This is a genomic window from Microbispora sp. NPDC049125 (assembly GCF_040802045.1).
Taxonomy (GTDB): domain Bacteria; phylum Actinomycetota; class Actinomycetes; order Streptosporangiales; family Streptosporangiaceae; genus Microbispora.
In genome coordinates this window covers 23,224-46,891 of sequence record NZ_JBEZDW010000016.1, presented here as the reverse complement: position 1 = coordinate 46,891, position 23,668 = coordinate 23,224, and the positions used below count along the sequence as shown (strand labels likewise).

Here is a 23,668-nt window from a genome sequence, read left to right as displayed (position 1 = left end):
GGCGACGAGAGGTCGTCGCCGCCAAGCGGTCATAGGCACACTGAGGGGCCCGGAGGGGCGGGGCGTCACACGCGGCAGCCGTTCGGGACCGGTCGGCTCACGAAGGTCGTCACGGCTGCCCCGGGCGGGACGTGGTCGTTACGGCTCGCCTTGATGCTGGAGCCTGCCGCGCCACGGGTGGCCAGCCGGCTCCGGGTCGTCGGAGGCGTCCCGGCCGCGATAGGCGAACGCCTCGGCCATGGCACGGAAAGTCGGGCACGGCCACCGCCACATGCAGCTCCGGCATCGGAGGATGGGGTGGGCCGGGTCGCTGGAGATGCCCCCGGCGTCGCGCGGCTGATGGAGGTCGAGCAGCCGCAGGCCAAGCTCGGAGAAGCCCAGCAGCTCCTCACGCGCCTCGGCGAGGAAGTCGAGGTCCTCGGCCGCCAGCCTCGCGCTGACCGGGACGTACCCCTCGCGGTTGACCAGGGCCCTGAGCGGTTCGGCGGCGGCACGCCACGACGACGCCTTCATGGTCCTGACTTGGATGATCTCCAGCTGTTCGCGTAGCGCCCGGCGTTGGAGATCCTCGGGAACTTCACTGTTCATCATGCTGTCGGGCCCACAGTGCTCGGCGCCCGCCCTCCTTTACGAAGTGACGTCCAAGACGCGGAGGTTCCGGGCCCTCCGTCCGGCCAAGCCGGCGTCGCGTAGCGTCAAGCTTCGCGCACGCGCCGTTTCCATGGGGCCGGAATCGGGGACAAAGGGCGGACGACTCTTCGGCGTTTCCGGCGTAACGTGACCCCGGGCCGGGACGGCGCTAGTGTGCGGCTCGTGGAGCTCAAAGTCGCGACGCAGTCCCACGCCGGTCAGGCCGTCATGGCCGTATTCGGCGAAATCGATCTATATACCGCGCCTCGGTTGCAGGCGGAGTTCACCCGCCTGCTGGAAGCAGCGCCGGACCGGGTGGTCATCGACATGTCCGGGGTGGAGTTCTGCGACTCCACCGGCATGAACGTCCTGCTCTCCGCGCTCAAGCGGCTGCGTGAGCGGGGCGGCAACCTGGAGGTGGCGGCGCCCAGGCCCGCCGTACGGAAGATCCTCCAGGTCACCGGACTGGACTCGGTCTTCACGGTCCACGAGACCGTGCCGGACGATTTGCTCACGGCCGAGCCGCAGGGCTAGACGCATGGATGACGTGGTGGTGCCGGAGGCGGACACCGCGGTCGTGATCCCGGCCAAGGACGAGACCGAACGGATCGGCGTCACGGTGGCCGCCGCGCTGAAGCTGCCCGGTGTGGATCTCGTGGTCGTGGTCGACGACGGCTCGACCGACGAGACCGGCCGGGTGGCCAGGGCGGCCGGCGCCCGGGTCGTACGGCACAGCCGCAACAGGGGGAAGGCGGCCGCCCTGGAGAGCGGGGCCGAGGCCGTGCGCCTCCTCGACGAGGGGAGGCCCCGGCACCTGCTGTTCCTCGACGCCGACCTCGGCGAGACCGCCGGGGGCGCGCTGCCACTGATCATCCCCGTGCGCGCCGGCGAGGCCGATGCGACCATCGCCGTCTTCGCCACCCGTGTGAAGCTGGGTGGCCATGGCGTGGTCGTACGGCTGGCCCGGGACGGCATCAAACGGCTCACCGGCTGGGAGCCGGCCCAGCCGCTCAACGGGCAGCGATGCCTGACGAGGGCCGCGTTCGAGGCGGCCCGGCCGCTCGCGCACGGCTTCGGCGTCGAGACGGGCATGACCGTGGACCTGCTCAGGAAGGGCTTCCGCGTGGTCGAGGTGGAGGTCGCGATGGCCCACCGGGCGACCGGCACCGACTGGCGGTCGCAGGTGCACAGGGCGCGGCAGCTCCGCGACGTCGGGCTGGCCCTGGCCGCCCGCGAGCCCGTCGTCAAGCAGGGGCTGGAAAGCATTCGCGCGCATACCCGCCCATGAGGCGCCGGCCTCGCCCTTCCCCGAGGAGAGCGGGGCCGGAAGGTCGCCGTACGTGTGGTGGAATGCCAGGATGCACGCGGAGACGGCCGGTCCGGCAGCGATGAACGGCCGCGTCCCCCGTCCACCCGTGCCGCGCTCCCGATCCGTCACGGCTCCGGCCCGGAAGCTCGCGGTGCCGGCCGGGAAGCTTACGGCGCCGGCCGGGAAGCTTACGGCGCCGGTCGCGAAACTCACGGCTCCGGCCCGGAAGCTCATGAGGCCGGTCGAGAAGCTCATGGCGCTGGCGCACGGCGAGTCCGGCGGACCGCTCGCCTGGGTGGGCGTGGTCGCGACGACGCTGTCGGTCCTCGCGACGATCACGATCGGCCTGCTCGGCCCCTCGGCGATGGTGCCCGATCTGGCGAGTGGTCTGGGGAGCGGTCTGACGCCCGGTTCGGCGGGTGGTCTGGGGAGCGGGAGCGCCTGGCAGCCGCCGTACTCGCTCGGCGTGACGCCGGACGCCCATCTCGTCGTCGCGCTCGGCGCCGCCGCCCTGATCCTGGGGACGGCCGGTCTCGGCGCGGGGCTGCTGTCGGTCCGCCGGATGCCGTCCGCGCGCCTGCTCGTGCTCCTGGGCTGCCTGGCCGCCGGGATCCTCGCGTTCCTGCCGCCGTCCGGCTCCGCCGACCATCTGAACTACGCCGCCTACGGCCGGGAGGCGGCGCTCGGGCACGATCCGTACGTCACGGTGCCGGCCGACCTGCCCGCCGATCCGGTGATCGGCGCCGTGGAGGAGTGGCGGACGGTCCCCAGCGTCTACGGTCCGGTCGCGACGGCCGTCCAGGCCCTGGCGAGCCACATCGGCGGCGAGTCCCTCGGGTTGACGGTCTTCGTGATGGCGCTGGTCAACGCCGCCGCGTTCGCCGCGACCGGCCTGCTGCTGCACCGCGCCACCCGGGACGACCCCGTACGGCAGCGTCGCGCGGCCCTCCTGTGGACGGCCAACCCGCTGCTCGTCTACCAGCTCGTGGCCGGGATGCACCTCGACACCCTCGCGATCGCGTTCGTCGTCGCCGGGCTGGTCACCCGGCGGGGGGCGCTGCTCGGGCTGGGGATCGCCGTGAAGGTCACCACCGGCCTGGTCGCGCTGGGAACAGCCTGGGAGCTGAGACGGCGCCCCCGCACGCTGGCCCTCGTCGCCGTCGCCGCGACGGTCACCGTGATCGTGACCTACTGGCTGGCCGGGCCGCACGCGCTCGACCAGGTGCTCAACGCGAGCAAACTGGTGTCGCTCGCCAGCCCGTGGAACCTGGTCCAGGGGGCGGCGCAGCTCTTCCACCCCGGGGCGTACAAAGCCTGGATCCAGGCGGGCTCGCTGCTTCTCATGGCGGCGCTCGCCGTCCTCCTCCTGCGCGGCCCTCTCAGGGACATGGCCGGGACGTGGCGGCAGCCGTCCGGCGTCGCGGCGCGGGAGGGGCCGCCCGTGGCCCTCGCCTTCGTGGTCGCGTGGCTGTTCGCCGCGCCGTACGCGCTGCCCTGGTACGACGGGCTGGCGTTCGCCCTGCTCGCGCTCGTCCCCGCCTCAGGGGTGGACGCCTTCATGGTCGCCCGGCTGGGCGCGCTCTCGCTCGCCTACCTTCCCGCCCGGCAGGCGGGGCAGCCGTACGATCTGCGATGGCTCGTCGACGTGGTCAGGGAGCAGGTGGTGCCGTCGCTTCTACTGGCGCTGACGGTCGCGCTGGTGTGGTGGGCGGCGCGAGCTGGAGCGCGCGCACGGAGGCGGCCAGCGTGAGCGGTACGGCCACGGTGAGGGCCATCGCCGGGATCGCGATGCCCGAGTCGTTGATGCCGAACCCGACCAGGGCGGCGGTCAGCGCCCCGAAGAGCCCCGCGCGCAACTCGGGAGCGCGGGCGTAGGCCAGGCTCAGCGCGGACGCGCCCCAGCGGGACGGCCGGGACAGCACGAGGAACAGGAACGCCAGCGCCACCAGCGAAAGCAACGTCAGCGGCAGGTTGCCGAGCGTGTGGAGCATGGCTCCGAGCTTGCGCCCCACCACCGAGCCACCCTCGCCGCCGATCAACTGTTGCACGAACGTCCCCAGATGGGTCCGCCGGTCGGCGGGCCGCAGCCAGTCGACGACGGCGATCACGATGATGAGCACGGCACCGGCCAGCCCGATGAGGCCGAGCCGGACGGCGGAGACTTTCCGGCCGGTGATCATCAGCATGAACACCGCCAGCCCGACGACGAACGACGGCACGCCGCCGAAGTCGGCCCCCCAGGCGGGCCAGCCGTCCCCCATGATCGCGAGCAGGGCGTACGCCAGGCACACGGCGACCGCGAGCCGCCGCCGGGCACGCAGCGCGTGCGCGATCCCGGCGAGGAGCAGGATCGTCCCCGTCGAGTAGGCGGCGAAGGCCATGTTCCCGAACCCGTAGAAGCGGCCTCCCGTCACGGGCTCGTACCCCGTCACCGCGTTGACCTGAAGCCGCGAGCCGGTCATGACATCGAGGAGAAGGGCCAGCGAGGTCACTCCCGCGACGACCGTCAGCGGGCCCAGCACGTGGCGCCGCCATGGGCCGGCGAAGCCGAGGCCCGCGACCAGCCCGGCGAAGCCCGCGATCGTCAGGAGGAGGCCGGCCATCGGGTGGCTGTGGCTCCACCACGGCACGAGTTGCGCCAGAAAGGTGGACACCGGAACGGCGCCGCTGACCACCGCCACGACCTGTGTCGCCGTGAGCATCCGCCGATGTCGTCTGATCACTACGGCCGCCAGGCCGTAGAACAGCAGTTGCGCCACGACGAGCACGGCGAAGAAGGGCTCCCTGACCTGTCTGAGCACCTGGCTGGCCAGATCGGCGTCCGCGAGCCGTGTCACGGCGCTGCCTGCCGCCTCCGGGGCCTCCCCGCCGCTCAGCCACGGCCTGCCGACGACGCCGTCCGGAGTGCCGATCCCGAGTGCGTGCGTGACCGTCGCGGTCAGGTCGGTGATCGTGACGAGTGCGTCCTGCCGGGTGGAGGACGCCGTCAGGAACCCCCGCCGGTACGGCTCCCGCCCGCTTTCCGCGCCACCGGGGCCGGTGGCGATCGCCACATGGAGATGGGCGATCGAGCCGGAGTCCGACAGGCCGGCCAGCAACACCGTGGAGCCCGGGGGCACCAGGGCGAGCACCGCGCCGGCCGTCCGGTCCGCGGCGGCGACCGCCTGCCGCCGCACGTCTGGGGCGATGTCCGAGCCGGAGGCGGACGCGTCGCGTGCTTCGGCGTCTGTCCAAGCCCGGCCGATCTCCCCGGCTTCGGCGACCACCAGCGTGTACGGACCGAGGTCGGCGAGCTCACTCGGGGAGGCCGCGTACCTCTGGACTCTTCCCGAATCGTCGGCCGCCGCCAGCGCCGCCCCCGGCCCGATCGCGGCGACCTTCCCTCCGGCGGCGGTCACGGTCTGCCCGAGGAGCCCGATCTGGGCCCGGAAGGGGCTCGACCGCTGAGCCTCGGCGAGCGCCGCCCAGCCGGGGACCGTCGTGGACCCGTCGGCGGCCACGGCCGGGTCCGGAGGCGGCGTGCAGGCCGTACCGGCGGCCGCCGCCCGCTGGCCCGCCGACACCGTCAGCCAGCCCGCCACCGGGCACGTCGTGGCCCGCCCCTCGGGAGGGACGGTCCTGGTGGACAGCGACGCGGCGCCGCCTCCGGCCGCCAGCCGCCACAGCGCGGGTGTCCTGGCCGGGTCGAGGTCGTCCCATTGGAGGCCGGGCACCCCGATCACCACGACCCGTCCCGCAGGGCCTGCCTGCCGAGCACTGGAGGCGACGGAGGCCGAGGGGCCGAGCGCCTCTGCCGCGGCGGGCGCGGCCATGGTCACGAGACAGGCCGCAAGGCACGTCACGAGGCAGGCGAGGAGCGCCGGCACCAGCGCCACCGGGGAACGGCCCTCTCCGGCCCGGCCCCTGAGCCGGCCCCCGAGCCGGCGCGACCGGCCGCACCGCTGCCCGCGCCAGGGCCGGTGCCGGTGCTGGGGACGTCGTGGAGAAGCCTGGGCTGGCACGGTTCGCGGGCTCCTCGGGCAGGCGATCGCCGACATGATCGACGAGGTCATCGAACGCGGTACGGACAGGGTCCACGGTAGCCTGCCTGGTCATGACGACCGGCCCGACGCCCGAGGCGAGAACTCCCGCGTGGGCGTGGGTGCTCGCTCTCCTGGCCGTCGCCGCCGCGGCGGCCCCGCTGATCGCTTACTGGCTCACCAACCCGCAGGACCAGCGGCTGGTGGACCTGGACGTCTACCGTACGGGCGGGTCGGCCCTGCTGCTCGGCCTTCCCGTCTACGACGTGATCACCCCGGCTCCGCAGCTCCTGCCCTTCACCTATCCGCCGGTGGCGGCGATGCTGGCCGTGCCGCTGGGCGCCATGTGGTGGCCGGTCGCGCAGTGGGTGTGGACAGCGGCCCTCCTCGCGGCCCTCGCGGCGACAGTCGCCTGCGCCTTCCGCCCCCTCCTTGACGGTGCCCGTACGGGCCGCTTGTCCGGGAGCGGCCGGATGGGGCGTCGGGCCGCGAGCGCGCGACTAGGGGAAGGCGCGAGCACGGCGGAGCCGGAAAGTCACGGAGCGCTCGGCAGGCTCGGGAAATCGGGGGTGCTTGGGCGGTTCGGGGTGCCGGGGTGGCTTGGGTCGCTCGGGCGGCTGGGGGTGCTTGGTCGGCTCGGGGGCGTCGCCGCGCCTCTGGTGTTCGCCGTGGTGACGATCGCCTGCACCTATCTCATGCCGATCCGGGACCAGTTCCGGTTCGGCCAGGTGGACATCTTCCTCGTCGCGCTGTGCCTGGCCGACTGCCTGGCCCGCCGGCCCTGGTGGCCGCGCGGGATGCTGATCGGGCTGGCGACGGCCGTGAAGCTCACTCCCGGCGTCTTCCTGATCTACTTGGCGGTCACCGGGTTCTCGCGGCGCGACGGGGACCCGCAGCAGCGCCGCACCTTCTTCATGGCCGCGTACACGGCGATGTTGCTCACGCTCCTGCCGTTCCTGGTCATCCCCGGCGACGCGCGGGACTTCTGGTTCGGGGCGCTGCTCGACTCCGAGCGGCTCGGGGCGAACGCCGCCACGACCAACCAGTCACTGCGCGGCATGCTGCTGCGGCTCTACCTGCCCGAGTGGCTGACGTCGCTGCTGTGGCTCGCGGCCGTGGCGGTCATCGGCTGGTACGGCTTCCGCCTGGCCCGCCGGGCCTTCCTCCGCGGCGACACGACGACCGCCGTGGCGCTGACCGGCCTGATGGCCGTGCTGCTGTCGCCGGTGGCGTGGATCCACCACCTCGCCTGGATGGTGATTGTGATCGCCGCGATCGCCGGGTCGGGCCGTGACCGGCTTCGCCTGCTCGTCGCCGCAGGCGTCTGGCTCTATTACGTGCTGCCCATCCCTTGGTGGGGAGTGGCTCTCAAGGCGCTGGAGATCCCCGTCCTCAGCCCGGTCGCCGGCAAGATCGTGCAGAACGCCTTCGGCCTGGGGGCGATCGCCCTCGTCTGGCTGCTCGGCTCCTGGCTGCCCCGCAGGAGCGCGACGCCGGCGCCCTGACCCGTTCGAGCTGACCCTGTTCGAGGTGCGGCCGCAGCGAGCCGCCCCGCAGCGAGCTGACCCCGTTCGAGGTGCGGCGGCCTGTCGCCGTTCGAGCCGACCCCGTTCGAGGTGCGGCGGCTCGCGTGTTCGAGGTGCGCCGGCTTGACCGGATGATTACTCTCGGTGGCGTGCTGGTTACCGTTGTGCTACTTGCCGGTGTCTTCGCGGGAGTGACCGGTGTGACGATCGGCCTCCTCACCCTGCGCGCCGCGCGCGGCTCCGTGGAAGAGTGCCTCGACGCGCTCGCGCGCAAAAGCGCCACCGACGGCTCGGTGGACAACAAGGCCATCCGTGACGTGGCGGTCTACCGGTACGACGCGCTTGAGGAGATGAGCGGCCGCATGTCCTTCTCCGTGGCCCTCATCGACGGCTTCGGCGACGGCATCGTGCTCACCTCGATCAACGGCCGCACTGAGACCCGCACCTACGTGCGTGCCGTACGGGGAGGCAAGGGCATGCAGCCGCTCGCGCCCGAGGAGGAGCAGGCGGTGCGGGCGGCGCGGCTCGGCATCGGGCCCGAAGTGGAGCCTCACCGGGCCCGCCACTGAGCTTCCGCGCCGCCGGTCCTTCTGCGCCGCCGGTCCTTCTGCGCCGCCGGTCCTTCTGCGCCGCCGGTCCTTCTGCGCCGCCGGTGCTTCTGCGCCGCCGGTCCTTCTGCGCCGCCGGTGCTTCTGCGCCGCCGGTCCTTCCGCGCGTCTTCTCATGCGCGGCCCCAATCTCGCCATCCGCCGCGTGCCTGCCTTCTCGCGCCTCGCTTCCGTTGTCCACATGTGCCTGTGCACGTCGAACGGCGGCCGTGAGTCCGGGGTTACCCTTGTTGACATGTCGAAGCTGGCGTATCTAGGGCCTCAGGGCACGTTCTGCGAGGCTGCCCTGCGTGGGCTGGAGCCGGACGCCGAGCGCCTGCCCTGCGGCAACGTCGCAGCCGCCCTGGACGCCGCGCGTGCGGGCGAGGCCGACGGAGCGGTCGTCCCGCTGGAGAACTCGGTGGAGGGGGCGATCACCCAGACGCTCGACCAGTTCGCATGGGGCCCGCCGCTCGTCATCACCGGTGAGCTGCTCCTGCCCGTCGAGTTCTCCCTGCTCGTACGGCCCGGCACCGAGTTGCGCCAGATCAAGCGGGTCATCACCCATCCGGCGGCGATCACCCAGTGCCGCGGTTACCTGGAGCGCGAGCTGCCCGGGGCCGTCGTGATCGCGTGGCCGTCCACGGCCGCCGCGGCGCAGGAGGTGGCCGCCCCCGGTTCGCCGTACGACGCGGCGATCAGCCCCGCCATCGCGGCCGGGTACTACGGCCTGGAGGAGTTCGCCTCCGGGATCGGCGACCGCTCCGACACGGTGACCCGCTTCGTCCGGGTGACCCTGCCGGGCCGGTTGCCGGAGCCGACCGGCGCCGACCGCACCTCGCTCGTCGCCTTCCTCCGCGACGACCATCCCGGCGCCCTGCTGGAGATGCTGAGCGAGTTCGCCGTACGCGGCGTCAACCTGACCCGGATCGAGTCGCGGCCCACCGGTGACGGCATCGGCCGTTACTTCTTCCACTTCGACTGCGAAGGCCATATCGCCGAGGCCCGGGTCGGCGAGGCGATCTCCGGCCTGCACCGGCTCTGCGACGACCTGCGCTTCCTCGGCAGCTATCCCCGGGCCGACAAGGTCGCCACGCAGGTCAGGAAGGGTACGGCGGACGCCGACTTCAGCGAGGCTGCAGGCTGGCTGGAGCGGATCCGCGCCGGTCGCGTGTGACGGGCGGGGGCCGCACCGGCTCCGGTAGCCTTTGATCCGTGATTGACCTGCGAACCCTTCGTGAGGACCCTGACCGGCTCCGGACGTCGCAGCGCGCCCGCGGCGAGGACGACTCGGTCGTGGACGCCCTGCTGTCCCTCGACGAGCGCCGCCGCGCCGCGCTCAACGGCTTCGAGTCGCTGCGCGCGGAGCAGAAGAGCATCGGCAAGTCGGTGTCCCGGGCCTCAGGCGACGAGCGGCAGGCGCTGCTCGACCGGGCGAAGGACCTGGCGGCGCAGGTGAAGACCGCCGAGGCCGAGGCGACGACGCTCGGCGGCGAGCTCGACGAGCTGCTGCTGTCGGTGCCCAACCTCGTGGAGGAGGGCGCGCCCCCCGGTGGCGAGGACGACTACGTCGTGATCGAGGAGATCGGCGACCGGCCGTCCTTCGACTTCACGCCGCGCGACCACGTCGAGCTGGGCGAGCTGCTCGACGCGATCGACATCGAGCGTGGCGCGAAGGTGTCGGGCGCCCGGTTCTTCTTCCTCAAGGGCGTCGGCGCGCGGCTCCAGCTCGGGCTGCTGAACATGGCGATCCAGCAGGCCGTCGAGGCGGGCTTCACCCCCATGATCACCCCGGTGCTGGTCAAGCCCGAGTCGATGCAGGGCACGGGCTTCCACGTGGCCCACGACAAGGAGATCTACCGCCTGCCGGACGACGACCTCTACCTCGTCGGCACCTCCGAGGTGCCGCTCGCGGCCTACCACGCCGACGAGATCCTCGACGCGGGCTCCTTGCCCCTGCGGTACGCCGGGTGGTCGTCGTGCTTCCGCCGGGAGGCGGGCTCGTACGGCAAGGACACCAAGGGCATCATCCGGGTGCACCAGTTCGACAAGGTCGAGATGTTCTCGTACTGCCGTCCGGAGGACGCGCACGACGAGCACCTCAGGTTGCTCGCCTGGGAGAAGGAGATGCTCGACAAGGTCGAGCTGCCGTACCGGATCATCGACACCGCGGCCGGCGACCTCGGCACCTCGGCGGCCCGCAAGTTCGACTGCGAGGCGTGGATTCCCACCCAGGGCCGCTACCGGGAGCTCACCTCCACCTCGAACTGCACCGACTTCCAGGCGCGCCGGCTGCGCGTCCGCTACCGGGACGCCGACGGCAAGCCGCACCACGTGGCGACGCTGAACGGCACACTCGCCACGACGCGGTGGATCGTGGCCATCCTGGAGAACCACCAGCAGGCCGACGGCTCTGTGGTGGTTCCCAAGGCTCTGCGGCCGTACGTCGGGCTGGACGTGCTGGAGCCCGTCTCCCGTTAGGGCCTCGTCAGAGGCGGTGCTTCGGGTGTAGGGGCGGCGGGGCGGGTCGCCGGGATCGCGGCACACGCGTGCGCGAAGGCGCGTACGGATCGGTCACGCGGTCGCGAGCAGTGCCATCGCCAGCGGATTCTGGTACTCACGCCACAGGGCGACCCGCCCGTCCCGGACCCGCACCACCACCGCGAACGGGGCCGCGGCACGCATGCCGTCGGCCTCGCGGACCCCTTCCACCTCGTACTCGATGACGGCGACCTGCGGGTCGGCCGTCTGGTGGACGACCACGTCGCGCACGGCTGTGAAGCGGATGCGCCCGCCAAGCGCCTCCCGCTGCGGGACGGCCCACGCGGCGAACGCCTCCCGTCCCTGGATCCGCCGCGGCGCACCGGGAGGGGCGAACGGGGTCTCTACCACGCCGTCGTCGGCGAGCATCGTCTCGAGCGGCCCGGCCCATGTCCCCGCCAGCAGGTGGTCTCGGAAGCGTTCGAACGCCTCGCGTGGCCCTGCCAAGGGCCCTTGGTCGACTTCAGTCACTGTGAACTCCTAACATGAGTTGCGACTCATGATCCTGGTCGACCCCAAATTATGAGTCGTCACTCATGTTGTCAATGTCCGGAGATCACCGTGCCTGAGCCGACCCTTCGCGCCGATGCCCGCCGCAACCGGGCCCGCATCCTGGCCGCCGCCGTCGAGGTCTTCGACGAACACGGCACGTCCGCGTCGACCGAGGAGGTCGCGCGTCGTGCGGGCGTCGCCATCGGCACCGTTTTCCGGCACTTCCCCACCAAGGCCGACCTGCTCACCGCGATCATGAAGGACCTCCAGGGCGGTCTGGCCGTGCGGGCGGGGACGCTTGCCGCCGAGGGCGGCCCCACCGCGCTTTTCACGTTCTTCGCCGAAGTCGTCGAACGCGCGGCCGGCGCCCGCACAGTGGTCCATCTTCTGGCCGCCGGTGGGACGGACGTGGGCGTCGACCATCAGGTCGCGGGCCTTGGCGAGGCTCTCGACGCCCTGCTCACGCGAGCTCGGGAGGCGGGTGTCGTCCGCGCGGAGGTGCGGCTCGATGAAGTCGTCGCGCTGCTCACCGCCGCCTGCCACGGCGCACTGGCCGCCGGGTGGACGCCCGATCTTCGCCACCGCGCCGTCGCCCGGCTCCTCGACGGTCTACGCCCCTGAACTCCTGACGTACGCCCTGTCCGCCGGGCCTGTCACCGTTTGCGGCCCACGCCGGCGTAGACCCACATCTTCTCCGGGTCCACGCTCCGTGCGACCTCGGGCCGCCACTCCGGCGCGGTGACGAGGCCGGGATCCACCATCTCCAGGCCGTCGAGGAAGCGCTGGATCTGCGCGCGGTCGCGCGCCACCCACGGCGCCCCCGCCCGCGCGGAGAGCTGGACGAGCCTGCCGATCTCCACCGGGCGCAGCTCGCTGGTGACGTGCGACACGGCGAGGTGACTGCCGGGCGCCATCGCGTCCTTCAGCCGGGCCACGGCCGCCAGGGGGTCGTCTTCGTCGGGGACGAAGTGCAGGACCGCCACCAGCAGCACGGCCACGGGCTGGGAGGAGTCGATCAGCCCGCGCACGTCCGGGTGCCCGAGGATCTCCTCGGGCCGCCGCAGGTCGGCCTGTACGGCGGTCACGGTGTCGCTGGTGGCGAGCAGCGCTTCGGCGTAGCGGAGGACGACGGGGTCGTGGTCCACGTAGACCACGCGGCTGCCGGGTGCGATCTCCTGGGCCACCTGGTGGACGTTGCGCTGGGTGGGCAGCCCCGACCCGATGTCGAGGAACTGCCGGATGCCCGCCTCGGCGCTCAGGAAGCGGACGAGCCGGCCGAGGAAGCTCCGGTTCTGCCGGGCCATGGCCCGCATCTCAGGAGCGACCGCGAAGACCTTCTCGGCCGTTTCACGGTCGATCGCGTAGTTGTTCCGGCCGCCCAGGGCGTAGTCGTAGACGCGGGCGGAGCTGGGGATGGAGGGATCGACGCCTGGCGGGGCGGGCCACCCGTCCGGCGGAGTGTCGTCGTCGTGAGGGGGGTCGTCGCCGGCCGGGACCGGGGGATCGTCTGCCAACCACGCGCTCCCGTTCGTGATCACCGCATTCGGCCAGAGCCTACATCGAGCGACGCGAAAGCGGGCAGGCGGAAGCTGACGGCATGGCGAGCTGCGAACACGTGAAAGGCGAGAGCTGAGCGGTGCGGCCGGGCGGCGAACAAAGAAAGGCGCAGCTCGGCGGTGAGGCGGCACACGAAAGCGATAGCCCGGCGGTGTGGCGAGGACGCGCATGAAAGGCGGCTGCTCGGCCGGGGAGACTCGAAAGGCGGCTGCTCGGCCCGGGAGACTCGAAAGGCGGCTGCTCGGCCCGGGAGACACGAAAGGAGGGCCCGCGATGTGGCAGGGGGCTCGAACACGCGAAAGGCGGTGGCCGACGATGTGGCCGGGCCGGAACAGGACGAAGGCGGGGACCGGTCGGGTCGGAACAGACGAAAGGCGGGGCCCGCCAGGCGAGCCCCGCCCTTGTTCGTCAAGTCAGGTCAGATACCCCGGACGTTGGACGCCTGAGGGCCCTTCGGGCCCGCGATGACCTCGAACTCGACCCGCTGGCCGTCCTCCAGGTTGCGGTATCCGCTACCCGTGATGGCGGAGAAGTGCACGAAGACGTCGGGCTCGCCGCCGTCCGGAGCGATGAAGCCGAAGCCCTTCTCAGCGTTGAACCACTTGACGGTTCCCTGAGCCATTACTGCTCTCCCTAAGGAAGTGAATCTTGGGGTCCACACCTCGTGAACCCCGGTTGTGTCGCACAGCTCCCCGGGTGGCTCATACAGTCAAACTGGTTTTCGCTACGGGAACAGCTAATACAACGCCTTCACATCTAACACTATGTAGCCCCTTGGTGTTCCATGTCCTGGCGAAGTTTTCGTCGCGTCGGCCGTCAGGATGTGCCGTGAGGATGTGTCAGTGCAGGACGGGGGATGTGTCAGCGCAGGGCACGGTGCACACTGGACATGTCATGACTTGCCCCCGCCTCGTCGCCACGGACCTCGACGGCACCGCGCTGCGCACCGACGGAACGATCTCGCCGCGGACGGCGGCGGCGTTCGCGCGGGTGGAGGAGGCCGGGGCCACGCTCGTCTTCGTGACCGGACGGCCGCCCCGGTGGATGCACTCGGTCGCGGGAGCCGTACGGCATCGGGGGCTCGCGATCTGCGCCAACGGGGCGCTCGTGTACGACCTGCACAGCGAGGAGATCGTCGAGGCGCGCCTGATCGCCCCGGACATCCTGGAGGAGTCGGTCGGGCGGCTGCGTGACCACGTGCCAGGCCTGCGGTTCTCCGTGGAGTACGAGGGCGGGTTCGCCCGCGAGTCCGACTTCGCCGTCGGCCGATGGGACTCCCGGGAGGGCGAGGACCGGAAGGTCGAGGCGGCCACGCTGACATCGCGGCCGTGCGCCAAGCTGCTCGCCCAGCACCCGTCGATGGACCCTGACGAACTGCACCTGCGGGTCAGCGAGGTCGTCGGCCACCTGGTGACCCCCACGCATTCGAGCGGACGGGCTCTGATCGAGATGAGCGCGTACGGCGTGACCAAGGCCACGGCCCTCGCCACGCTGGCCGAGGAGCGGGGGATCAAGCCCGTCGAGGTGGTGGCCTTCGGCGACATGCCGAACGACCTGGCGATGCTCGCCTGGGTCGGCACGTCGTACGCCGTGGCGAACGCCCACCCCGAAGTGCTGGCCACCGTCGATCACGTGACGGCGGCCAACGACGACGACGGGGTGGCCATGGTGCTGGAGGGCCTGTTCTGAGCCCTTCGCGCGGTCACGAGGGGCTCAGAGGCGGGAGGACGTCCTCGATCAGAGGTAGGGGCCGCCGGCGCCGCGGTGGCTCTCGTCCGGCACCTGGGGCATGCCGCCCGGCAGGGCGCGGCGCATCTGCTCCAGCTGGGCGCGCGCGGCCATCTGCTGGGCGAACAGCGTGGTCTGGATGCCGTGGAACAGGCCTTCCAGCCAGCCGACCAGCTGGGCGTGCGCGACCCGCAGCTCGGCGTCGCTCGGCGGCTCGTCGCTGTCGTCGGTGAACGGCAGCGACAACCGGTCCAGCTCCGCCACCAGCTCGGGCGCCAGGCCCTCCTCCAGCTCCTTGACGGAGCTCTGATGGATCTCCTTGAGGCGCTTGCGGCTGGCGTCGTCGAGGGGGGCCGCGCGCACCTCTTCCAGGAGCTGGCGGATCATGCTGCCGATCCGCATGACCTTGGCCGGCTGCTCGACGAGGTCGGCGACGGATCGCTCCTCGCGCTCGTCCGCCTTACCGTCGTCGCCGGGGGCCGAGAGGCCCTGCGGCCCCACGACGACGATCTGCGGGGTGCTCTCGTCTGCGTTCATCGATCGCTTACCACTCCTGGTTGAGTCGGCTGGCTCGCTCCCTGCTCACTCGAACCAACCTAGCTCACCGCACCAACAGGATCTTTCCGATGTGTTCGCCCTCTTCGAGCATGCGGTGGGCCCGGGCCGCGTCCTCCATCGGGATCTCCGCGTGCACCACCGGGCGGATCGCCCCGGCGGCCACCAGCGGCCAGACGTCGCCAGCCACGCCCCTGCAGATGGCGCCCTTCTCGTCCACCGGCCGGTTGCGCAGCCCGGCCGCCGTGATCGAGGCCCGCTTGGCCAGCAGCGTGCCGAGGTCGATCTCGCCGGTCGTGCCGCCCTGCATCCCGATGACGACCAGCCGGCCACCGGTGGCGAGAGCGGCGAGGTTCCCGGGGAGGTACTTGGCGCCCATGATGTCGAGGATCACGTCGGCTCTGCCGTTGAACCTTTCAGCGAAATCCTCCTCGCGGTAGTTCACGGCCTCGTCGGCGCCCAGGTCGAGGCACCGCTGGATTTTCGCGGCCGACCCCGCCGTCACCAGCACGCGGGCGCCGTACGCCTTGGCGAGCTGTACGGCCATCGTGCCGATGCCGCTCGCGCCGCCGTGGACGAGCAGGGTCTCGCCCCTGCGCAGCCGGGCGGCCATGAAGACGTTCGCCCAGACCGTGCAGGCGACTTCCGGCAGGCCGGCGGCCTCGCGCAGCGACAGACCGTCAGGGACGGGCATGACCTGCTCCCAGGGGACGGCCACCCGCTCCGCGTACCCGCCTCCGGCGAGCAGGGCGCAGACCCGGTCGCCGACCGCGAGCCCCTCCACGTTCTCGCCGATCTCCGCGATCACGCCCGCGCACTCCAGGCCCAGAATTTCGGAGGCGCCCCTCGGCGGAGGGTAGAACCCGCGGCGCTGCAGGATGTCGGCCCGGTTGACCGCCGAGGCCGCCACGTCGATGACCACCTCACCTCGGGCGGGACGCGGATCGGGCACTTCCCGCCAGGCCAAAACGTCGGCCTCACCAGGCTGGGTAATCACGATCGCACGCATGTGACCTAAAGTAGCGTGGCGGTGAACTCGGCGGTTGCCCGGATTCACCGTATTACGTGGCGCTAATCTGCAATGTGTTTGCTACCCCATTAGCCCATCCCGAGGGGGTACACGGTGGCGAGACATGATCGTGAGGATCCCCATTCTCTCGAGGACCAGCTCGCATGGCTTGACGCGATCAAGGAGATGCCGGACGAGGTGGAGATCGCGGTCAGCGCCGTGACCTCCGCGACTCTGTCGTCCCCTCCACCTCCTCCCGCGCCACCCGCGGAGCCGGAGGCCGCGTCGCCGTATCCGCAGGACCCCTGGCGCCTCGTCCCGTCCGAGCCCACGTCCGGCGCGTTGTTCCGCAACGCCGTCGACTCCGTGTACGGCTCGCCGACGGTGGACGAGCGTGACAGTGACGACTCCGGGGCGTACGGCCAGGCGCCGGGCTCCGGATCGGCTGCGGAGCCGCTGGCCGGATTTGGATCTGTTTCCGGTGGCGAGTCCGATTTCGGGCAGATTCGCCCACCGCTTTTCGGCTCGGAGAACGAGACCGGGTTCGGCCAGGAGTCCCCGTACGGCGCCTCAAGCGGCCGCTCGGGCTACGGCTCACAGGCGGAACGTTCCTCCTCCGACTCGGAGACGGCGCTCGGACGCGACACCGCCACTGGGCCCGTCGCTGGGCCCGTCGCTGGTCCACAGGCGCCCGAACGGACGGCCGGTGACCGGAAGGGGCCGGGGGAGGACGACTACCCCACCTCGCCGCCCGGCGCGCTGGGGAGCCAGCCCTTCTCGGCTCCTTTGTACGGCGACTCCGAGTTCGGCGTGGGCGCTTTCGCGGAGTCCCCCGCCGACACCGACTCGTACAAGATCGGCGCCTTCGGTGACACGCAGGCCATCGAGCCGGGTGAGCCGCTGCGGGGCTGGCTTGAGCCGGCCGTACCGGTCGAGCAGGCGCTCCAGCCGGACACGTCCGTGGTGCCGGAGGCGACTCCGGAGCTGGACGTCGTGGCCATCGGAGAGCTGGTGGACCGGGAGGCCGACCACGCCGAGACCTCCGTTCATTCCTCGGGCGCGTTCCCCGCCGTTCCGGCGGCGCGGCCCGCTGAGCCTGAGGACGAGCCCTTCGCCCCCGTGGAGGCCAAGTCGCCGTTCGCGCCGGTGACGCGCAGCGAGCCGTCCCCGGACTTCGCGGACGACCGGTTCACCGGCTCACTGCGGGAGGACCTGGCCGGCGAAGAGCGCAAGCCGTACGAGCGTGACCCCGTGACCGAACGCGAGCCGTTCGAGCGTGACCGCGTGACCGAGCGCGAGCCGTACGCCCGGGACGGTGGAAGCGGGGACGAATGGGACCGGGGAACCGGCCTGGACCGCGGGACCGGCATGGACCGGGGAACCGGCGTGGATCTGGGGGCCGGTGCGGGCCGGGGGAACGGTCCCGAGCTGGGGGGCGGCGCCGACCGGGCGGCCGCGTCTGAGCGAGAGGCCGTGTCCAATCGCGCGTCCGTGTCTGACCGGGGGGCCGTGTCTGACCGGGGGGCCGTGTCTGATCGGGCGGCCGCATCCGACGGGGGAACGGGTCCGATCCGGGCGGTCGGCGCGGAGCGCGAGCCGTACCAGCCGCGACGCAGGCAGCCTCCGCCCGCCGCGGCGTTCGGCGCGCCGGCGCGGACGACGGGAAGCAAGCCGAACGCCGACAGCCTCGACCCGATCACCCTGCTCAAGGGCCGCCGGAACGCTCCGGCGGCCGGGTGGCGGCGCCTGATCTACAAGGCGTCGGCCGGGCTGATCAAGCCGGGCGAGCCCCCGGAGGTGCGGCGGCGCAGGGAGCTGGTCAACCGCGCCCGCACGCCGGTGGCGACCGGGCACCACAGGGTCGCCGTGCTCAGCCTCAAGGGCGGCGTCGGCAAGACCACCACGACCGTGGGCCTGGGCGCGACGCTGGCGCAGGTGCGCGGCGACCGCGTGATCGCCGTCGACGCCAACCCCGACCGCGGGACGCTCTCCGACAAGGTGGAGCTGGAGACGTCGGCGACCGTGCGCGACCTGCTGAACGAGCGTGGGCAGATCAAGCGGTACGTGGACATAAGAGCGTTCACGTCGCAGGCGCCGTCGCGGCTGGAGATCCTTGCGTCGGACCGCGACCCGTCGGTGTCGGAGGCGTTCAGCGCCAAGGACTACCACGCGGTGTCGCAGGTGCTGGAGAACTTCTACTCCATCTGCATCACCGACTGCGGGACGGGCCTGCTGCACTCGGCCATGTCCGGAGTGCTCGGGCTGGCCGACCAGATCGTGCTGGTCAGCTCGCCCTCCGTGGACGGCGCCCGCGCCGCCTCGGCGACACTCGACTGGCTGGAGGCACATCACTACGGCGACCTGGTGCGGGCCGCCACCGTGGTGCTGTGCAGCGTGCGGCCGCGCTCCAAATCGACGGTCGATCTCGACAAGCTGGAGTCGCACTTCGCCGCCCGCTGCCGGGCCGTCGTGCGCGTGCCGTACGACCCGCATCTTGAGGAGGGCGCGGAGATCGACCTCGACCGGCTCCAGGAGCCGACCCGGGAGGCGTACCTGCGCCTCGCCGCCTCGGTCGGCGACGGCTTCGCCGGGCCGCAGGGCCTTGCCGAGCGGAGATTCTCCGAGATTCCCGATCACTTGTAGGCTCACCGTCCCGCGCACCGGCGGGGCGGTGAGAGACTAAGCTGCAGCGTGGCGTCCCCTCGGGGACGCCTGCTGAGGAGAGCTCGCCTAGTGGACGATGGCGGCGGTCTTGAAAACCGCTAGGCCGGGTGACCGGTCTCGTGGGTTCGAATCCCACGCTCTCCGCTCGACCTCGTGAAACGGCGTCTGACCAGCGGTTTCGCTTCGGTCGGACACCGTTGATCGTTTTACCCATATGCAGCTGTAGGTCACCGGGAGCAGTCCTCGGCCGCTGTTCACGTTATATCCACGGGATGATCTTGAAGGCTCTGCTCGGGTCTGCGCTCTGATCGATCGCGTGCTGGCCTGATAGGCCTTCTGCCTCGGTGGCGGTAGGTTCTTGTGCATCCGACGCACAGCCCGAGCCGGCAAAGGCGCATCGGTTCGATCGAGCCACAACATCTAGTGTCTAATCTAAGTTCTACGCCTACATGTTGTGGTCGAGACGCCGCTACTGAGGTAAAGTTAGATCTACTGACGTAAACCAGACCGGCGGAGGCGAACGTGCCCACTCGCCAGCTTATCCGGGCGTACATCGATGAGACGGGTGATCGCGGTGTCTCTGCTGCGTCGTCCCCTTTCTTTGCTTTTGCTGCAGTATTGGTTGCAGATGAGGATGAGCCTAGCCTTAGGGCGGCGATGTCTCAGCTGCGAAGGGATCTCAGGACTCCCCCGGGTAAGGCGCTGCACTGGAAGGATCATGTCAAGGTCTATCCGCGCCGACAGCATGTAGCGACGACACTTGGGGCGCTTTCCGTGCTTCAAGTTATTTATGTACTGGTAGAGAAGGCCGCTATACCTGCCCAGGCGGGAATGCGACATGACCAGGCGATCTTCTACAACTTTGCGGCTGGCATTATGATGGAACGCATTTTGCTGGCAACGAAAGGATGGCCAGGGGCCAGCCGAGACGTGGTTGTGAGGTTCGGTCATGTCCGGGGATTCGATCACCGCACCACCTGTGACTACTTCGAAATTAAACGGCAATCCTCGCCGGACTGGGTCCCCTGGAACCGGCTTCGAGGAACCGTGAAATTTGACGACCAGGCAAAGTGGGACGGGCTTCAAGCCGCTGACCAGTACGCAGGAATGCTAAATGCAGCTATCCGTACAGACCAGTTCGGGGGATACGAGCCCAGCCATCTGCTGGCCATTCGTCACCAGATCCGGAGAGATGCCGCAGGGAAAAGCTGGAAGTTTGGATTCAAACTGCTCGGTAATGACGCGACCATAACGGGCATGCCTTGGTGGCCGCAGAATGGCCTGTAGACGGAGAAAGGACCCCCAAGGGGTCCGGGGTGCTTCAACCGGCCTTCCGGAAGGGTCTGGCAGCAGACCAAGCGTTCTCCCCGCGACCGCTTGGGCGGTCCTTGCTCTGACCTCAGTCTAGTCGTTGCTGCGGATCCTGCCTACGGCGCAGCTAGTACTTGTGACTCGATAGCTACCTAGATAGCTCTGGCTAGCGTGGCTCTCCTAGCTATTCAGAGCTTCCTCGACGCGGCGATTGGCCGCCTCAGCACCACCATCGATGCACTTGGCGTAGACCCTGAGCAGCACATCGACGCCATGCCCGGCGCGTTCGGCGACCTCAGGAGCGGCTACTCCGGCGTTGAGCCACAGCGATACGGCGGCGTGTCGGAGGTCATACGGCCGGGCCGCCAGTGGGGACACGACCTGTTCCGGCGTAAGTGCCAACGTCCGCGCCTTGTGCCACGCTTCGCAGTATGTCCCTATGGAGATCACACCGCCCCGGGTCGTTCGGAACAGGCGCCCGTCATCGTGGACCCCGAACTCTGCGATGTGCTCGCGGAGGATGACCACCAACTCCGGCGGGATCGGGACGGGACGCCCTTCATCCTGTGCACGGTGCTTCAAGCCGCGATCGTCGTGCGCCTCACCACTGTCGGTCCATCGCTTGTTGGCCTGAGGCTTGGACTTCGCCAGGACCAGGCGTCCCCACCCAGATTCCGGGAGGTGGCAGTCCTGCGCGCGGAGGCCAAGTGCCTCAGCGGGTCGAAGGCCGGCGAAGTAGAGGCCGGCGAAGAAGGCCCGGAGGTGTCGGCCACGGTCGAGGCGGCCCGCGTAGGTCACTGCGGCGAGCAGCTCCCGAGCTTGGGCGGGGTTGACCACTACCCGCCGATCCACCACCTCACGGACTTTCGGGGGCTTCCACGCCTTCACCTTGTCGATGGGGTTCGAGGGCAGCTCTTCCAGGTCCACGGCGTATTGGAGGACGTTGTAGAAGACCGAGCGCTTACGCGCGATCGTGGTAGCCGCAGCTGCCCCGCCATCTAGCCGAAGCGTCAGGGCATCGAGGCCGAGCCGCACGTTTCGAACCTTCGCCAGGTCGGCAACGGCGAGCGAGTGACGTTCGAGCCATGTGACGGCCGCCGTAATGCCTGCTGGTCGCTCCAGTTGCCGAGATGCTGGAGGAAGAACGTATTGGCGCAGCGCTTCTCTCAGGACCATCAGATCCGGTCTGCCGGGAGCGTCCTCGTCGACGAGGGCGGGCGTCACCGTCGCGAGAGCGTCAGTCAGGCTGTCCCGGGTTTTCGCCGCAGCGTGCGGCCACTTCATCTCGATGTAGGCCAGGACGAAGGCGAACCAGGTGACGGCCTGCTTGACCTTCACCAAGGAGACGGGAAGCCCCGTTTCCAGATCGAAAGTCTCACCACGCTTAGACGCTTGGCGGAGGTCAGACAGGAAGCTTTCGGCCAGGGCCTTGGTCCGAAAGGCCTTGGACTTCTCCTTCAGGCCTACCTTCCAACGCACGATGTAGGAGGGCGCTTTGCTGGTCCGGTTCGGCCGGATGTCCCAGAGCTTCACGTCATAGGAGGTGTTCACGCAGCCTCCCGGAGGGATTCCAGCCAGGCTGCGAGATCGCTCCGCCAGATGCGGAGTTCGCCGTTCGGGAGCTTGACACACTTGGGCGCGTGGCCGAGCTCACGCCAGCGGTAGAAGGTGCGGCGAGACACTCCGCCGAGTTCAGTGAGCACCTCAGGAACGGTGAGGAGCTGGTCGTTCCGCGCCATCAGCCGCTCCCTCCGACGCCGGTTGACGAGGAGGCGGTGAGAGCGGCCACGAGGGCGTCACCCGGGGAGTAGCCCTTTCCGGCGTACTCCCATTCGCTGATGACGAGGACGGTGTCCTCGTCGAGGAGGGGCAGGCGCCCCGTGGTGATCTCCTCGCCTCTGGCGTGGTTCTGCCGGTCGGCGCGGATGTCGCCGAGGGTGGTGGAGTAGCGGCGGGACCGGGTGGAGAAGTGGCCGCGGAAGCCGAGCATGTGCGCCCACTGGGTCAGCCGGAGGTCGGCCAGCGTGTCGAGGGCCCCGAGGCGGAGGCATTCGGCGATGAGTCGGCGGGCGTGGTCGCGGACGGGCAGGGCGGTCAGGTCCTCGCCGGGGACGATGCGCCGGTCAACGGTGCCGACGCATTCGGCCGCCTTGGTGGCGTACTTGGCCACGTACCCGGCTACGGCCTGGTCGGTCAGCTCGCCGTCCAAGGTGATCGGGCGGGCGTCGAGTTGAGTGCCCCAGCGCAGGACCCGTTCCGGTTGGTCGTCGTACGCGGGCACCTTGGCGGTGACCACGGAGGCGGCGTGCTGCACGGCCTGGCCGAGTAGGTCGAGGGTGGCCCAGGCCGGGGGCCGGGAGATAGGTCCGGCCGGGCCGTCGAGGCGGATGACGGCGTGGAAGTGGACGACGCCGCGCCGTTGGTATTCGGCGACCTTGGCGAAGGACACGACGAGTTGCTTTCGCATGTCGCGCAGGGTCAGGCCGCCGAGTTTGGCCAGGTGGCGGCGCAGGGCGTCGGCGAGGCGCTTCCACAGCAGCGGCGCGACCGCGTTGAACAGCACCGAGCCCGTGTAGTCGTAGCAGTCCGGGCACAGCGGTTCGCCGAGGCAGTCATCCTCGGTCCTGTGCCGCGTGGTGCAGGACATGACCCGCCCGTGCGGGCAGGTCTCAGCGTCGCGGCGTGGGTGGCAGGGCAGCACGCGCCTGTTGCGTTCCCGACGCGCGTGGACAACCCCGAAGGACGGCGCAGTGAGGGTGGCGAACAGGCACGGGTGCGCGGTCACCGTGTCCGGGACGCCTTTGCCGCCGACGAGGCCGGCGCGGATGAGGTGGTAGGTGTCGGCGCGGTAGGTGTCGGCGCAGGACGGGCAGCGGGAGGCGCGACGGGTCTTGCACGGGACGCGGAGGACGCCGTCGGGTTCGAGGCGGGTGCTGTAGCGGTGGAGCAGGGTGCCGGTGGCGGTGTCCCAGTGTTCGACCTTGCCGCGTAGGTGGATCGGTTGGCGGCAGCCTCCGGTTCGGCGGATCTGGGATGCCCAGCGGGAGCAGTTGGGGTCGTTCAGTCGGGTGATGGCGCCGCGGATCGCGTGCGCGTTGATGGTGGATGCGGGCAAGATGGTGTCCTCCTTTCACTCGGTTCGGGTGAGGGGATGGCCCCCGACCTGGCGTGTGTCTTGGCGGATGTACGGCCAGGCCGGGGGCGCTCACGGGCTTTAGCAGAAGCCGAGCCCGTCGCAGTGGCGGCAGGTGTCGCCGTAGGAGTCCAGGCCGCCCCCGCCGCAGTGGCAGCACTGCCAGTGCTTGGGCGTGACCTCCGTGGGCGGCGGTGGTGGGGCCGGTTCGGTGTCGTTCATTGGCGTGGGTTCCTTTCTGTCGTTAAGCGGCGTGGGCGGGAGTGTTGGGCTGGACGCAGCCGTCGTAGCTGGCGTCCGCCTGATACCGGGCGCGGCGGGCGGCGAGGATGGCCACGGCCTCATAGGTCACCGGGCCGAAGCCGATCGAGGTGGCGTAGTGGCCGTACTCGCCCCTGAGGGAGTCGATCTCGGAGCCGAGGAGCGCGGCGATCTGGTCGATCTCGGCGCACATCACCTCGTCGTCGGCCCGGGTGGGGAAGTGGCACCCGCTGATCCGGTACGGGGCGGGGACGGCCGGGTTGGCTTCCAGGAAGTCGGCCAGGGCGCGCAGGCCGGTGATGAGCGCGGGACGGTGGTCGTCGTTGTCCATGGGATGGGTCTCCTT

23 protein-coding genes and 1 tRNA gene are annotated in these 23,668 nt (G+C 70.5%); 12 read left to right on the top strand and 12 right to left on the bottom strand.

Features of this window, described 5'->3' with window-relative positions; all coding sequences use genetic code 11:
- Window positions 1-138: 138 nt before the first annotated feature.
- Window positions 139-591, bottom strand: a complete 453-nt coding sequence (locus AB0B72_RS20135) for a hypothetical protein (protein ID WP_367740359.1) — start codon at window positions 589-591, stop codon at window positions 139-141.
- A 222-nt stretch (window positions 592-813) separates the two neighbouring features.
- Between AB0B72_RS20135 and AB0B72_RS20130 the strand changes: the two genes are divergently transcribed.
- From AB0B72_RS20130 to mptB, 3 genes are all read left to right on the top strand, one after another.
- The gene (locus AB0B72_RS20130) at window positions 814-1,164 is read left to right on the top strand and encodes an STAS domain-containing protein (RefSeq protein WP_367740358.1); all 351 of its coding nucleotides are present in this window, start codon (window positions 814-816) and stop codon (window positions 1,162-1,164) included.
- A gap of 4 nt (window positions 1,165-1,168) precedes the next feature.
- Window positions 1,169-1,918, top strand: a complete 750-nt coding sequence (locus AB0B72_RS20125) for a glycosyltransferase (RefSeq protein WP_367740357.1) — start codon at window positions 1,169-1,171, stop codon at window positions 1,916-1,918.
- Between the two features lie 253 nt (window positions 1,919-2,171).
- On the top strand, window positions 2,172-3,689 hold the full coding sequence (gene mptB, locus AB0B72_RS20120) for a polyprenol phosphomannose-dependent alpha 1,6 mannosyltransferase MptB (protein ID WP_367740356.1): 1,518 nt from the start codon (window positions 2,172-2,174) through the stop codon (window positions 3,687-3,689).
- Here mptB and AB0B72_RS20115 read toward each other — a convergent pair.
- A complete protein-coding gene (locus tag AB0B72_RS20115; protein WP_367740355.1) occupies window positions 3,589-5,940 on the bottom strand; it encodes a hypothetical protein in 2,352 nt (783 codons plus the stop codon). The genes mptB and AB0B72_RS20115 overlap by 101 nt on opposite strands.
- Before the next feature lie 92 nt (window positions 5,941-6,032).
- Here AB0B72_RS20115 and AB0B72_RS20110 point away from each other — a divergent pair, with 92 nt between their 5' ends.
- The 4 genes from AB0B72_RS20110 to serS all read left to right on the top strand — a co-directional run bounded on the left by AB0B72_RS20110 (window position 6,033) and on the right by serS (window position 10,552).
- Window positions 6,033-7,463 (top strand): glycosyltransferase 87 family protein, encoded by a 1,431-nt coding sequence (locus AB0B72_RS20110; RefSeq protein ID WP_367740354.1) that lies wholly within the window; start codon window positions 6,033-6,035, stop codon window positions 7,461-7,463.
- 170 nt (window positions 7,464-7,633) lie between these two features.
- A complete protein-coding gene (locus AB0B72_RS20105) occupies window positions 7,634-8,053 on the top strand; it encodes a DUF4446 family protein (RefSeq protein ID WP_367740353.1) in 420 nt (139 codons plus the stop codon).
- A gap of 274 nt (window positions 8,054-8,327) precedes the next feature.
- Window positions 8,328-9,248, top strand: a complete 921-nt coding sequence (gene pheA, locus AB0B72_RS20100) for a prephenate dehydratase (protein WP_367740352.1) — start codon at window positions 8,328-8,330, stop codon at window positions 9,246-9,248.
- A gap of 38 nt (window positions 9,249-9,286) precedes the next feature.
- Window positions 9,287-10,552, top strand: coding sequence for a serine--tRNA ligase (gene serS, locus AB0B72_RS20095; protein ID WP_367740351.1), 1,266 nt, complete (start codon window positions 9,287-9,289; stop codon window positions 10,550-10,552).
- 93 nt (window positions 10,553-10,645) lie between these two features.
- Here serS and AB0B72_RS20090 read toward each other — a convergent pair whose 3' ends face one another.
- Complete coding sequence (locus tag AB0B72_RS20090; protein WP_367740350.1) at window positions 10,646-11,083, bottom strand: nuclear transport factor 2 family protein; 438 nt, start codon at window positions 11,081-11,083, stop codon at window positions 10,646-10,648.
- Between the two features lie 90 nt (window positions 11,084-11,173).
- On the opposite strand from AB0B72_RS20090, the gene AB0B72_RS20085 reads away from it, so the two are divergent.
- Window positions 11,174-11,725: a TetR/AcrR family transcriptional regulator gene (locus AB0B72_RS20085; RefSeq protein ID WP_367740349.1), complete on the top strand. Its 552-nt coding sequence runs from the start codon at window positions 11,174-11,176 to the stop codon at window positions 11,723-11,725.
- Between the two features lie 32 nt (window positions 11,726-11,757).
- Here the strand turns inward: AB0B72_RS20085 and AB0B72_RS20080 are convergent, their stop codons facing one another.
- Window positions 11,758-12,618, bottom strand: a complete 861-nt coding sequence (locus AB0B72_RS20080) for an SAM-dependent methyltransferase (RefSeq protein WP_367740348.1) — start codon at window positions 12,616-12,618, stop codon at window positions 11,758-11,760.
- Between the two features lie 461 nt (window positions 12,619-13,079).
- The gene (locus tag AB0B72_RS20075; RefSeq protein ID WP_030511000.1) at window positions 13,080-13,283 is read right to left on the bottom strand and encodes a cold-shock protein; all 204 of its coding nucleotides are present in this window, start codon (window positions 13,281-13,283) and stop codon (window positions 13,080-13,082) included.
- A 272-nt stretch (window positions 13,284-13,555) separates the two neighbouring features.
- Here AB0B72_RS20075 and AB0B72_RS20070 point away from each other — a divergent pair, with 272 nt between their 5' ends.
- A complete protein-coding gene (locus AB0B72_RS20070) occupies window positions 13,556-14,350 on the top strand; it encodes an HAD family hydrolase (RefSeq protein WP_367740347.1) in 795 nt (264 codons plus the stop codon).
- Between the two features lie 48 nt (window positions 14,351-14,398).
- On the opposite strand, the gene AB0B72_RS20065 is transcribed toward AB0B72_RS20070, so the two are convergent.
- Window positions 14,399-14,926, bottom strand: a complete 528-nt coding sequence (locus tag AB0B72_RS20065) for a bacterial proteasome activator family protein (RefSeq protein WP_367740346.1) — start codon at window positions 14,924-14,926, stop codon at window positions 14,399-14,401.
- Between the two features lie 64 nt (window positions 14,927-14,990).
- On the bottom strand, window positions 14,991-15,953 hold the full coding sequence (locus AB0B72_RS20060; RefSeq protein WP_367740345.1) for an NAD(P)H-quinone oxidoreductase: 963 nt from the start codon (window positions 15,951-15,953) through the stop codon (window positions 14,991-14,993).
- 186 nt (window positions 15,954-16,139) lie between these two features.
- On the opposite strand from AB0B72_RS20060, the gene AB0B72_RS20055 reads away from it, so the two are divergent.
- The 3 genes from AB0B72_RS20055 (at window position 16,140) to AB0B72_RS20045 (ending at window position 19,904) form a co-directional block, all read left to right on the top strand.
- A complete protein-coding gene (locus AB0B72_RS20055) occupies window positions 16,140-18,596 on the top strand; it encodes an AAA family ATPase (RefSeq protein ID WP_367740344.1) in 2,457 nt (818 codons plus the stop codon).
- A 76-nt stretch (window positions 18,597-18,672) separates the two neighbouring features.
- Window positions 18,673-18,761: transfer RNA gene (locus tag AB0B72_RS20050), tRNA-Ser, on the top strand.
- 378 nt (window positions 18,762-19,139) lie between these two features.
- Window positions 19,140-19,904: a DUF3800 domain-containing protein gene (locus AB0B72_RS20045; RefSeq protein WP_367740343.1), complete on the top strand. Its 765-nt coding sequence runs from the start codon at window positions 19,140-19,142 to the stop codon at window positions 19,902-19,904.
- Between the two features lie 204 nt (window positions 19,905-20,108).
- Here AB0B72_RS20045 and AB0B72_RS20040 read toward each other — a convergent pair whose 3' ends face one another.
- From AB0B72_RS20040 to AB0B72_RS20020, 5 genes are all read right to left on the bottom strand, one after another.
- Complete coding sequence (locus AB0B72_RS20040) at window positions 20,109-21,479, bottom strand: tyrosine-type recombinase/integrase (protein WP_367740342.1); 1,371 nt, start codon at window positions 21,477-21,479, stop codon at window positions 20,109-20,111.
- Entirely contained in the window at window positions 21,476-21,667 is a 192-nt protein-coding gene (locus AB0B72_RS20035) for a helix-turn-helix transcriptional regulator (protein ID WP_367740341.1), read from the bottom strand. Before AB0B72_RS20035 ends, AB0B72_RS20040 begins: the two co-directional genes overlap by 4 nt.
- Complete coding sequence (locus AB0B72_RS20030; protein WP_367740340.1) at window positions 21,667-23,043, bottom strand: replication initiator; 1,377 nt, start codon at window positions 23,041-23,043, stop codon at window positions 21,667-21,669. Before AB0B72_RS20030 ends, AB0B72_RS20035 begins: the two co-directional genes overlap by 1 nt.
- 99 nt (window positions 23,044-23,142) lie before the next feature.
- On the bottom strand, window positions 23,143-23,283 hold the full coding sequence (locus tag AB0B72_RS20025; protein ID WP_367740339.1) for a hypothetical protein: 141 nt from the start codon (window positions 23,281-23,283) through the stop codon (window positions 23,143-23,145).
- A 22-nt stretch (window positions 23,284-23,305) separates the two neighbouring features.
- A complete protein-coding gene (locus AB0B72_RS20020; RefSeq protein ID WP_367740338.1) occupies window positions 23,306-23,653 on the bottom strand; it encodes a hypothetical protein in 348 nt (115 codons plus the stop codon).
- Window positions 23,654-23,668: the final 15 nt, after the last annotated feature.

Coding starts and splice junctions, on each gene's coding strand:
- AB0B72_RS20135 (WP_367740359.1), bottom strand. CDS start 591: ATGATGAACAGTGAAGTTCCCGAGGATCTCCAACGCCGGGCGCTACGC.
- AB0B72_RS20125 (WP_367740357.1), top strand. CDS start 1,169: ATGGATGACGTGGTGGTGCCGGAGGCGGACACCGCGGTCGTGATCCCG.
- mptB (WP_367740356.1), top strand. CDS start 2,172: ATGAGGCCGGTCGAGAAGCTCATGGCGCTGGCGCACGGCGAGTCCGGC.
- AB0B72_RS20110 (WP_367740354.1), top strand. CDS start 6,033: ATGACGACCGGCCCGACGCCCGAGGCGAGAACTCCCGCGTGGGCGTGG.
- pheA (WP_367740352.1), top strand. CDS start 8,328: ATGTCGAAGCTGGCGTATCTAGGGCCTCAGGGCACGTTCTGCGAGGCT.
- AB0B72_RS20075 (WP_030511000.1), bottom strand. CDS start 13,283: ATGGCTCAGGGAACCGTCAAGTGGTTCAACGCTGAGAAGGGCTTCGGC.
- AB0B72_RS20070 (WP_367740347.1), top strand. CDS start 13,556: ATGACTTGCCCCCGCCTCGTCGCCACGGACCTCGACGGCACCGCGCTG.
- AB0B72_RS20065 (WP_367740346.1), bottom strand. CDS start 14,926: ATGAACGCAGACGAGAGCACCCCGCAGATCGTCGTCGTGGGGCCGCAG.
- AB0B72_RS20060 (WP_367740345.1), bottom strand. CDS start 15,953: ATGCGTGCGATCGTGATTACCCAGCCTGGTGAGGCCGACGTTTTGGCC.
- AB0B72_RS20055 (WP_367740344.1), top strand. CDS start 16,140: ATGCCGGACGAGGTGGAGATCGCGGTCAGCGCCGTGACCTCCGCGACT.
- AB0B72_RS20035 (WP_367740341.1), bottom strand. CDS start 21,667: ATGGCGCGGAACGACCAGCTCCTCACCGTTCCTGAGGTGCTCACTGAA.
- AB0B72_RS20025 (WP_367740339.1), bottom strand. CDS start 23,283: ATGAACGACACCGAACCGGCCCCACCACCGCCGCCCACGGAGGTCACG.
- AB0B72_RS20020 (WP_367740338.1), bottom strand. CDS start 23,653: ATGGACAACGACGACCACCGTCCCGCGCTCATCACCGGCCTGCGCGCC.